The organism is Actinosynnema sp. NPDC037264 (assembly GCF_055603705.1).
The window spans coordinates 300,284-311,592 of the sequence record NZ_JBVJVK010000006.1 but is presented as its reverse complement, the minus strand read 5'-3'; the positions used below and the strand labels follow the sequence as shown (position 1 = coordinate 311,592).

Below are 11,309 nucleotides of genomic sequence, written 5' to 3'. Positions count from 1 at the left end.
ATTTTCTGCACTTTCCCAACCCGGAACAAAAACCCCCTCAAACCCCCAGGGCGAAAGAAGGACGCTGGAGCGCGACCTCCCCTGGCCGGGGGTGCCCCCCGCCCGGCCACGTGGCCGTTCGCCCGGAGCTGTTCGTCGTTCGCCCGGAACGGGTCAGGCCGCCGGGTGGATCGAGGTCTCCGTGATGCTCGTCCAGTCGTTGCCGGTGTTGCCGTAGCCGACGACCCGCACGTAGCGGGCCGAGGTGTCGGGGAGGTCGTAGGTCTCGGGCCGGAGCGTCGTGCCCGAGCTGGAGCCGGCGAACCGGTCGGTCCACGCGGTCCCGTCGGCCGAGGTCTGGATCCGGAAGTCGTGCCGCCGGGTGTCACCCTTGTGCCAGGCCACCTCCACCGAGCCGACCGCGCGGGCCGAACCGAGGTCGTACCGGATCCACACGCCGTCGCCCTCGTCCGACCACCGGGTGGTCGGGTCGCCGTCGAGGGTGTTGCCCGGCACGTTCCCGTCGTGCCCGCTCGCGGTGACCGCCGAGACCGGCAGCGGCGTGCCGGTCGGTGGCTCGGGCTGCGGATCGGGCTGGGGCGTGCCGCTGTCGCCCAACGTCACCTTGTGGATGATCGTCTCGCCGTAGTTGCTCGCGCCGCACGGGCTGGAGTTGCCGCAGTTGGCCTGCGTGTAGGCGCCCGCCTTGAAGTAGCCCGTGCTGAAGGAGGCGCTCAACGTCGCCGCCGGCGCGCCGTTGTAGAAGGCGTTGATCTTGCCGCCGGACACCACGAACTTGACCTGGAACCGCGTGTTCAGCCGGAAGTCGTCGGTCACCAGCTTGTAGTGCGCGTCGTCGCCGTTGGTGACGTAGAGCTTGCTGCCCTCGACCCGGAACACGGAGATGTCGTCGTCACCGCCGTGGATCTGGCCGACGACCAGGTGCGGCTTGTCGTTCGGCAACCGCGTGACGGTCTGGTCGACGGTCATCACGTGCGTCCCGGACGTGGACGACCAGGCCGCGTTCCGCGTCCCGTCCATCTCCCGCAACTCGGACCGGGGGTACTTCGACCCGCTGGTGGTGACCCCGTTCACCGCCGCCCGGAACCGCACCCCGGCGCACCCGGCGTCGGCCACGAACCAGGGGTCGACGCGGTAGTTCGCCAGCGCGGGCTGCTTGACCTCGTCCGGATCCTCCTCCCCGCCGATCGGCAGCTGGATCTTCCAGTCGCGCAGGTCCAACACCTGGGCCGGGAAGTCGCACGCCGCGGCCACCGACCCCGGCGCCACCCCGACCAACGCACCGGCCGCCACCGTGCCGGCGGCCAACAGTCCAAGAACTCGTCCCATGTGGCCATCGTGCTGACCGGGATCCCGACCGGACGGCCCTTGTCGCCTTCCTGCCACCGATCCCGGCGGTCTCACGGCCGGCGGTGGAGGTCGAGCCCGGTCGTCCCCGGCGCCTCCGCGCCCGGCAGCAGCCGCATGTCGCGGCCGTAGTCGCCGACGAGCGGCCGGAACGGGACCGGTTCGTCGGTGAAGAGCCCGTCCAGCCGACGCCCGTACTCCCGCCGCGCCGCCGCGTACGCCTCCGCCGGCAGGTCCACCGTGCCGTAGACCGCGAACGGTTCGAGCGGTGTCATGCCGGTGAACCACAGCACGCCGTGCTGGATCGGGAAGAGGACGTCCGCCAGCGCGCCGTGGACGCCCCGGTCGGTGAACGCCGACGCACGGGCGCCGATCGTCACCGACAGCAGCGCGCGCCGTCCGCCCAGCGCGGCGCCCTCGGTGTAGGGCGGTGGGACCGCCGGGCCGTGCGCGAAACCGTTGGTGAAGACCCGGTCGACCCAGCCCTTGAGGATCGCGGGCAGGGAGAACCACCACATGGGGAACTGCAGGACGACGGCGTCCGACCAGCGCAGCTTCTCCTGCTCGGCCGCGACGTCGGGCGTCAGCCGACCCGCCAGCGTGGCCCGCTCGTGCTCGGCCAGCACGTCCAGCGGCCCGTCACCGGTGTGGTCCGGGACGTCGTCGGCGTCCACGGTCGACTTCCACTTCATCGCGTAGAGGTCGGACACCCGCACCTCGTGACCGGCCGCGAGCAGGTGCTCGACCGCGAAGGAGGTCAGCGCCCCGGTGAGCGACCGCGGTTCCGGGTGCGCGCTGACGACGAGGATCTTCTTCGTGCTCATGCCGCTACGGTCGCCGGTCCGCGGCGCGGCAGCCAGCACCCGGTCCATCCGGCGGTCCGGCGATCCTGGTACCGCCAGGGCCAGGGAATACTGGGAGGCATGGACGGCGTGGACGACCGCACCGGGGGCGTCGAGGGGATCGGTGACGCGCGGCGCGCGCTGGGCGCGTTCCTGCGCGCCCGTCGGGCACGTGTCGCCCCGGAGCACGTCGGCCTGGCCGGCGGCCGTCGGCGACGGGTCCGCGGCCTGCGCCGCGAGGAGCTGGCCCAGCTGGCGGGCATCAGCGTGGACTACTACGTGCGCCTGGAACAGGGCCGTGCCACCCAGCCGTCACCCGAGGTGCTGGACTCGCTGGCCCGGGCGCTCGGCCTCGACGCGGCCGAGCGCGCGCACCTGACCACCCTCGTCGAAGCCAGGCACGGCGCCGCGCCCAGCGCCCGCGTCAGCCCGTTGCTGGGGCGGATCGTGGCCGCGGTGGGCGACTTCCCGGCGTTCGTGACGAACCACCGCCTCGACGTGGTCGCGTGGAACGGCCTGGGCAGCGAGCTGTTCGGCGGCCTGGCCGACCCCGCCCGCCGCGACCGCAACAACGCGAGGTACCTGTTCCTGGACCCGGCCTCGCGTGCCCTCCACCCGGACTGGGACGCCCGGGCCGCGGAGGCCGTCGGCCAACTCCGGGTCGCCGCGGGCCGCTACCCGGACGACGGCGACCTGGCCGCGCTGATCACCGACCTGTCCGCCCGCAGCCCCGACTTCCGCCGGATCTGGGCCAGTGGCGAGGTGGTGGTCTGCGGCGCCGGACGCAAGCGCCTCCGTCACCCCGAGGCGGGAATCCTCACGCTGGACTACGAGACCCTCCACGTGCCCGCCACCTCCGGCGAGACCGGCCTCCTCGTGCACGTCTTCAGCGCCGAGGAGGGCACCGACGAATCCGCCGCGCTCGCCCACCTGGCCGCCGCGGTGTGACCCGACCTCGGGCCGCGCCGGGGGTGCGGCTCCGCCCAGGTCGGCACGTCAGCCTGAACCCCGGTCCACGCCCGCCCGGACGGCCGGACCGTGGCGAGCGACGACTTCCAGGTCACCTCGCCGGCCTGACCCCGGCCTCCGCGTCACCGAGCGTGGCCAGGACCGCGCAAGCCGCCACCGCCGGCACCTCCGGTCATGCTTGTGAACGCTCACTCATGCCACTCGCGCGGCACATGGCCGTGTAGATCGCTGTGCGCGATCTCTTGACGGTCGTCTCTGTTAACGCTCACACTCCCCGGTGGCAACGCTGGCTTTTTCCTACGGCGGTGGAACTCAGAGTGGAGCACCCCTCATGACGACAGCGCAGCGGTCGGTCGCGAGACCCGGCCGACGGTGGATCAGCGCCCTGGTGGCCGCGGCTCTGCCGGTGTCCCTCGGGGTCGCGCTCTCCGCGGTGACCGCCCCCAGCGCGGGGGCGGTCGAAGGAGAGACGTGGACCGACGACTTCGCCTCGACGACGCTCCGCCCGGAGTGGGAGGTCGTCAACGAGGACCCGGCCGGCTGGTCCCTCCGCGACGGATCCCTGCGGGTCACCGGCCAGACCGGTGACACCTACCAGGCGGTCAACACGGCGCGGAACGTGTTCATGGTCGACATCCCGGCGGGCGACTTCACCGCCGAGGTGACCGTGCGCGCCCAGGTCGCCAAGACCTACCAGGGTGCCGGGCTGATCGCCTGGCGGGACATGGACAACTACGTCCGCTCGGGCCTGACCTTCGTGGGCGCCCTGGCCCCGTCCGGGATCGCGATCGAGAACGACGTCGAGACCGCCGCGGTCTTCCGCGCCGAGCGGTTCGTCGACCGGCCGGGCTCGACCGGCGAGACGTTGCAGCTGCAGCGGGTCGGCGACACCATCACCACCCGGTACAAGGACGCCTCCGGGACGTGGGTGGACGCCTCGGCGGTCACCGCCGGGTTCCAGACGACCCAGGTCGGCGTCTACGCCTTCGGCGCGCTGGACGGCACGACGCTCGCCGCCGCGTTCGACGACTTCCGGGTCACCGCGGCCGCGGGCCGCGACGTCCAGCCCGGCGGCACGTTCTCGATCAAGGACGCCGGCGGCGCCCACCTGGTCGAGACCGGCGCCGGTCTGGCCCTCTCGCCCGAGCCGCCGCTGTCCGCCCTGGTCTTCACCGCGGCCGCCCAGGCCGACGGCACGGTCCACCTGCGCACCGCCGAGGGCGACCGCCCGGTCGTCGTCACCGACGGCCGCCTCGCGCTCGGCCAGACCGGCGGCGCGGCCACGCCCGTGCGGCTGACCGACGCCGCGGGCGGCGAGCTCTTCCTGCGCGACGCCGAGGGCACCGGCTACGCGGGCGGCACGGGCCCGCTGGTGTTCGGCGCCAAGGCCTCCGCCGTCCGCTTCAAGCTCGCCCAGGTCAGCACGTCCGACGCGGAGCTGGCGATCGACGGCGACGCGTCCGCCGCGCAGATCAGCGACACGATGTTCGGCATCTTCTACGAGGACATCAACTACGCCGCCGACGGCGGCCTGTACGCCGAGCTGGTGCGCAACCGGTCGTTCGAGTTCAACTCCTCGGACAACGGCAGCTTCACCGGCATGACCGGCTGGGAGGTGGTCAACGGCGGCGGCACGGCCCCGCAGGCGCTCGTCGTCGACGACGACACCCGGCTCAACGCGCTGAACCGCAACCACTTCCGGCTGGTCGCCGACGGTCCCGGCGACGGCCTGCGCAACCTCGGCTACAACCGCGGCTTCGCGGTCAAGGCGGGCGCGACGTACGACGCCTCGGTCTGGGCGCGGACCACGACCGCGCAGGACCTCGCGATCCGGCTCGTCAGCGCCGACGGAGCCGTCACCTACGCCGAGGGCTCCGTGGCCGTCGACGGTTCGGACACCTGGAAGCAGTACCCGGTGACGCTCACCGGCACCGCCACCACCGACGCGGCCAGGCTGGTCGTCACGGCGGGCGCGGCCTCGGTGGTCGGCCTCGACATGATCTCGCTGATGCCGCAGGACCGCTGGGTCGGCCCGGTGAACGGCAAGTCGGTCCTGCGCAAGGACCTGGCCGAGAAGGTCGCCGCGATGAAGCCGACGTTCCTGCGCTTCCCCGGCGGCTGCGTCACCAACGTCGGCACGTTCCGCACCTACGAGGAGAGCGGCTACACCGACCGGCGCCGCACCTACCAGTGGAAGGAGACCATCGGCGCGGTCGAGGAACGCCCGACCAACTGGAACTTCTGGGGCTACAACCAGTCCTACGGCATCGGCTACCTGGAGTACTTCAAGTTCGCCGAGGACCTCGGCGCCGAGCCGCTGCCCGTGGTGTCGGTGGGCGCCAACGGCTGCGGCAGCACCATCCCCGAGATGAAGGACCCGGCGATGATCGCCCGCTGGGTCGACGACACCCTCGACCTGATCGAGTTCGCCAACGGCGACGTCACCACCGAGTGGGGCGCCAAGCGGGCCGCGCTCGGCCACCCGGAGCCGTTCGGGCTGGAGATGATCGGCCTGGGCAACGAGGAGAACACCACCACGTTCGAGGCGAACTTCCCGGCCTTCCGGGACGCCATCGAGGCGCGGCACCCGGAGATCACCATCATCTCCAACTCCGGCCCGGACGACGCGGGCGCGCGGTTCGACACCCTGTGGGACTACAACCGCCGCCAGAACGTCGACATGGTCGACGAGCACTACTACAACGACCCGGACTGGTTCCTGCTCAACCACCACCGCTACGACAGCTACGACCGCAACGGCCCCAAGGTGTTCCTGGGCGAGTACGCCTCGCGTGGCAACACCTTCCGCAACGCCCTGGTCGAGGCGTCGTACATGACGGGCCTGCAGCGCAACGCCGACGTGGTCCGGCTGGCGTCCTACGCGCCGCTGCTGTCCAACGAGTCGTACGTGCAGTGGAACCCGGACGCGATCTGGTTCGACAACGACGAGTCCTGGAACACCCCCAACTGGGAGGTGCAGAAGATGTTCGGCAACAACGTCGGCGACGAGGTCGTGCCGAGCACCTTCACCGGCTCGGTCAACCAGTCGGTCGTCAAGGGCGGCATCTTCCTGTCCACCTGGAACACCGCGGCGGCCTACGACAACGTCAAGGTCACCTCGAACGCCAACGGCGAGACGCTGTTCTCCGACGACTTCGCCAACGGCGACCAGTGGAACCCGGTCGCGGGCAGCTGGGGCGTCACCAACGGCCAGTACGTGCAGTCGTCCACCACGACCACGGACGCGCGCAGCATCATCGACGACGCGTACGCGAAGGGCTGGACGAACTACACCCTGGAGCTCGACGCCAAGAAGACCGCCGGCGCCGAGGGCTTCCTCATCGGGTTCGGCGCCAAGGCCACCAACGACTTCTACTGGTGGAACCTCGGCGGCTGGAACAACACCCGCTCGGTGCTGCAGAAGGCGTCGGGCGGCAGCGCGGTCGAGGTCAAGTCGGTCGAGGGCCACAGCGTGGCCACCAACGCGACGTACCGCGTGAAGGTCGTCGTCGCGGGCAACACGATCTCGCTGTACCTCAACGGCGAGCTGCAGATGACCTACGAGTCCGGCGCCGACGAGAAGCTGTTCCAGGTCGTCACGCGGGACGAGGCGAGCGGCGACATCGTGGCCAAGGTGGTCAACACCTCCGACGAGACCGTCCGCACGCGGGTCAAGGTCTCGGACGCGGGCGTGCTGCCCGACGGCGAGGTCACCCAGATGACGGGCGCGCCGGGTGACACCAACACCAAGGCCGACCCGACCAACGTGGTGCCCACGACCCGGCAGATCGGCGGGCTGTCGAACGACTTCGGCTACGACTTCCCCGCTCAGTCGATCACGTTCCTGCGGATGCACACCACCGACGCCGTCGCCCCCGTCGTCGACGACGTGACGCTGCACGGCACGACCGCCAACGGCTGGTACGGCGACCCGGTCACCGTGTCGGCGACCGCCACCGACGACCGCCGGCTCGACCGGATCGAGTTCCGCGTCGACGGCGGCGCGTGGCTCACGCACGCCGACGCGAAGGTCCAGGTCAGCGGCGACGGCCGGCACACCGTGGAGGTGCGCGCCGTGGACGCGGCGGGCAACGTCGGCGCGGTCCGCCCGGTGACGTTCGGCATCGACGGCGTCGCTCCGGTCTCCAACGCCACCGTGGACGCCGCCGCGCGCACCGTGACGGTCCGCGCGGCGGACTCCGGGGTCGGTGTCGACCGGATCGAGACCCGGATCGGCACGGCCGACTGGCAGCCGTACACGGCTCCGGTCGTGGTCGGCGACGCCGAGACCGCGGTGCTGTTCCGCGCGGTCGACCGGCTGGGCAACGTCGAGGAGCCCGGCACCGTCGTGGTGCCCGCGAAGCAGGCGCAGCTGAAGTCGACCACGACCACCGTGACGCCGTCGAAGCCGAAGGCCGAGCGGGGCGCGGTCATCCCGCTGACCGTGAAGGTCGGCACCTCCGGCGGCACGACGCCGTCCGGCGAGATCCGAATCCTGGAGTCGTCCGTGCCCCTGGCATCAGCGACCTTGACCAACGGGACCGCCACGGTGTCGCTCGACACCAGCGGCCTGAGCGTCGGTGACCACACCCTCGTCGTGCGGTACGCCGGCGACGGCGGGCACAGCCCATCGCAGACCAGCGTGGTCGTGCGGATCACCAAGCCGCGGAGAGGGTGAACGGGATGAAGATCGCACTGCGGAAGCGGACCACCCTCGCGCTGCTGGGCGCCGCGCTCCTGGCGGGCGGGCTCACCGCCACGACCGCCCACGCGGCCGAACCGGGCCGGACGGCCTCGTACGCGGTGGAGGAGACGGCGCAGGCGGCGGTCGACGCCGTCGTGCTGACCGACGCCGACGGCGTCCGGGGGAACCTCACCCTGCCCCTGACCGGCGCCCATGGCGCGGCGCTGGCGTGGCGCTCGGGCAACGAGAGCGTCGTGACCGGCACGGGTGAGGTCACCCGGCCGGCGCAGGGCAGCGAGCCGGTGACGGTGGACCTGACCGTCACCGCCACGCTCAACGGCGGCACGGCGACCCGCACGATCCCGGTCACCGTGCTCCCGCTGCCCGCCCCGGCGGCCCACGAGGCGTACTTCTTCCCGTACTTCGTCGGCGAGAGCACCGACGACGGCGAGAAGATCTACTTCGCCGCGTCGAAGGGCAACGACCCGTTGTCGTGGGACGAGCTGAACAACGGCCGTCCCGTGCTCACCTCGACCATGGGTGAGAAGGGCCTGCGCGACCCGTTCCTCATCCGGTCGCACGAGGGCGACAAGTTCTTCCTGCTGGCGACCGACCTGAAGATCTACGGCGGCAACAACTTCAGCGAGGCGCAGGAGTCCGGCAGCAAGCACCTGGTGGTGTGGGAGTCCACCGACCTGGTGCACTGGTCGGAGCAGCGGATGATCAAGGTGTCGTCGGACTTCGCGGGCAACACCTGGGCGCCCGAGGCGTTCTACGACGAGGCGTCGGGCGACTACGTCGTCTACTGGGCGTCGAACCTGTACCCGACGACCGACGTCACCTCCCGCGACTTCCGGACCTCCTACAACCGGATGATGTACGCGACCACGCGCGACTTCCGCACGTTCAGCGAGGCGAAGCCGTGGGTGGACGTCAAGCGGGGCACCGGTCTGGGCATGATCGACGCGACCGTGGTGCGCGACGGCGACACGTTCTACCGGTTCATCAAGGACGAGGCGTCCATGACGGTCCGGCAGGAGAAGTCGACCGACCTGCTGGCCACGGTGACCGGGGCGCTGCCGACCACGACGTCCTCGCCGTGGTCCCTGGTCCGCGAGCGCATCGGCGTCGGCCAGCCCAACCCGTGGGGCGGGACGTTCACCGGCGGCGAGGGCCCGACGGTGTTCCGCGACAACGTGGTGCCGGGGCGCTGGCACATGCTGATCGACCAGCCGAGCTACCACGGCGGTCAGGGGTACCTGGCGTTCCGGACCGACGACATCGCCTCCGGTGTCTGGACGTCGGTCCCGGGCTCGGCGCTGCCGCGCAGCCCGCGGCACGGCACGGTCATCCCGATCAGCCAGGCCGAGCTGGACGTGCTGCGCGCGGCGATGCAGCCGAACCTGCTGGCCGAGTCGGTCGCGTCGGTGTCGGTGCGCACCCGTGAGGGCGTCGCCCCCGTGCTGCCGTCCACTGTGGACGTGACCTACGCGGACGGCTCGACCCGGGCGACCGCGGTCGACTGGGCCGACGTGGACCCGGCGCGGTACGGGTCGTGGGGTTCGTTCCAGGTCGAGGGCGCGTTGGTGGGCCAGGCGCTCCGCCCGGTGGTGACGGTGATCGTGACCGACCGCCTGGACCCGACGGTGTCGTTGAGCACGACGCCCGCCTCGCCGACCGGCGACTGGTTCACCGTCCCGGTCGAGGTGAAGGCCACGGCCGCCGACGAGACCGGCGTGCAGTCGGTCGAGCTCGCGGTGGACGGCGGCTGGCGGACCACCGACGTGGTGACGCTGACCGACGGCAGGCACACCGTGCAGGCGAGGGCGACCGACGTCACCGGGAACGTGTCCAGCCCGGTGACCCGGGAGGTCCACGTCGACACGCAGGCGCCGGTCAGCCGTGCTTCGTGGAACGGCACGGCCCGTTCCGTGATCATCGTGGCCGCGGACGACACCTCCGGCGTCGCACGGGTCGAGTACCAGGTCGGCGACTCGGCGTGGACGACGTACACCTCGCCGCTGCCGTTCGGCGACGTCGCCGCGACGGTGCGGTACCGGGCCGTCGACCAGGCCGGCCACGTCGAGCAGGTCAACACGATCTCCGTGCCGCGGGAGACCCTCGACGCGAGCACCACGACCGCCACCCTCAACCGGGACGCGGTCAAGCCGGGCGGCGACGCCTCCGCCCGGGTCGAGGTCGAGGGCGGCCCGCACACCCCGACGGGGGTCGTCCGCATCATCTCGGGCGGTGACCTGGAAGTCGGCCGTGCCACCCTGGTGAACGGCCGCGCCACCGTCGCCATCGACACGGCCGCCCTCGGCACGGGTCGCTGGCAGCTGACCGTCGTCTACGACGGCGACGCCAACCACACCACGTCCACCACGACCGTCGTCCTGAAGGTCAACAAGCGCTAGGTGTTCGTCGAAGCGGTCGTCCCGGAATCCACCGGGACGACCGCTTCTCCATGTCCGCGGACCCGACCGGTCGCTAGGATCGGCCACGTGGACCTGGACGACACCGCCGCCCGACTCGGGGTCGCCGTCGAGGACGTCGATCGCGTGCACCGGCTCGCCGGCGACCTGCCGTCGGCTCCGCTGCCCGCCAAGGCCGACGCGCCCGCCATCCTCGACCGCCTCGCGGTGCGGCCGGACGACGCCGCCGAGATCATGGCCGGCTGGCCCGACCCCGGCTCTCCACTGTGGACCCCGGAGCTGCGCTGGCTCCTCGACCGCTCGATCGCCCTGGTCCGCGCCGACCTCGGCGGCCACGGCTGGCTCCCGCCCGGCCCGGAGCTGCCGCGCGACCGCGGCCCCGCCTGGCGGCACCTCTACGCGTACGCGTACCTGGCCCTGACCGGCGTCGTCCGGGGGTACCACCGCGACCACGGCATCGCCGACGCCGTCTCGTGGGCAACCCTCGCCGACCTGGGCCGGAACCTCGCGATCGACCGGCGGATGCGCGGCGAGGGCTGGCCGGTCATGCAGAGCTGGCTGACGCTGCACGCGCGCGGCAGCGTCTACGAGCTGGGCCGGCTGCAGCACCAGCGCGGCGACGGCGCCGTCGACCTGCACGTCCCCGAGTCGGGGCCGCTGACCCCGGAGGCGGTCGACGAGTCGCTCGACGAGGCCCGCGCCTTCTTCCCGCGCCACTTCCCCGACGAGCACTTCACCGCCTTCGCCTGCGGCTCGTGGCTGCTCGACCCGCAGCTGCGCGAGTACCTGCCGGAGGACTCCAACATCGTCCGGTTCCAGCGGAGGTTCGACCTGGAGCCCTACGAGGAGCCGGAAGGCCTCGACGCCGACGTCGAAGTGCTGCGCTTCGCATTCCGAACCCTGACCACCCCACTGGACCAACTACCCCGCCGCACCGCCCTGCAACGCGCCATCGTCGACCACCTGAAGGCCGGTCATCACTGGCAATGGCGCCGCGGCCGCTTCCCGCTCTAGCCCGTTCGGACAGACGAC

At 71.8% G+C, this 11,309-nt stretch carries 6 protein-coding genes; 4 read left to right on the top strand and 2 right to left on the bottom strand.

The annotated features are described in order from the left end of the window. Positions 1–153 precede the first annotated feature (153 nt). Positions 154–1,329, bottom strand: a complete 1,176-nt coding sequence (locus ACZ7GX_RS10915) for a polysaccharide lyase family 7 protein (RefSeq protein WP_498775205.1) — start codon at positions 1,327–1,329, stop codon at positions 154–156. Between the two features lie 71 nt (positions 1,330–1,400). After that, positions 1,401–2,171: an NAD(P)H-dependent oxidoreductase gene (locus tag ACZ7GX_RS10910; RefSeq protein WP_498775203.1), complete on the bottom strand. Its 771-nt coding sequence runs from the start codon at positions 2,169–2,171 to the stop codon at positions 1,401–1,403. A gap of 99 nt (positions 2,172–2,270) precedes the next feature. On the opposite strand from ACZ7GX_RS10910, the gene ACZ7GX_RS10905 reads away from it, so the two are divergent. From ACZ7GX_RS10905 to ACZ7GX_RS10890, 4 genes are all read left to right on the top strand, one after another. Continuing rightward, complete coding sequence (locus ACZ7GX_RS10905; RefSeq protein ID WP_498775201.1) at positions 2,271–3,137, top strand: helix-turn-helix transcriptional regulator; 867 nt, start codon at positions 2,271–2,273, stop codon at positions 3,135–3,137. A gap of 352 nt (positions 3,138–3,489) precedes the next feature. Further along, positions 3,490–7,836 carry an alpha-L-arabinofuranosidase family protein gene (locus ACZ7GX_RS10900; protein WP_498775199.1) on the top strand — a complete coding sequence of 1,449 codons (4,347 nt, stop codon included), beginning with the start codon at positions 3,490–3,492 and terminating at the stop codon, positions 7,834–7,836. A gap of 5 nt (positions 7,837–7,841) precedes the next feature. Next, positions 7,842–10,259: an OmpL47-type beta-barrel domain-containing protein gene (locus tag ACZ7GX_RS10895; protein WP_498775197.1), complete on the top strand. Its 2,418-nt coding sequence runs from the start codon at positions 7,842–7,844 to the stop codon at positions 10,257–10,259. Between the two features lie 87 nt (positions 10,260–10,346). Then, a complete protein-coding gene (locus ACZ7GX_RS10890) occupies positions 10,347–11,291 on the top strand; it encodes an acyltransferase domain-containing protein (RefSeq protein WP_498775195.1) in 945 nt (314 codons plus the stop codon). The last annotated feature ends 18 nt before the right edge of the window (positions 11,292–11,309 follow it).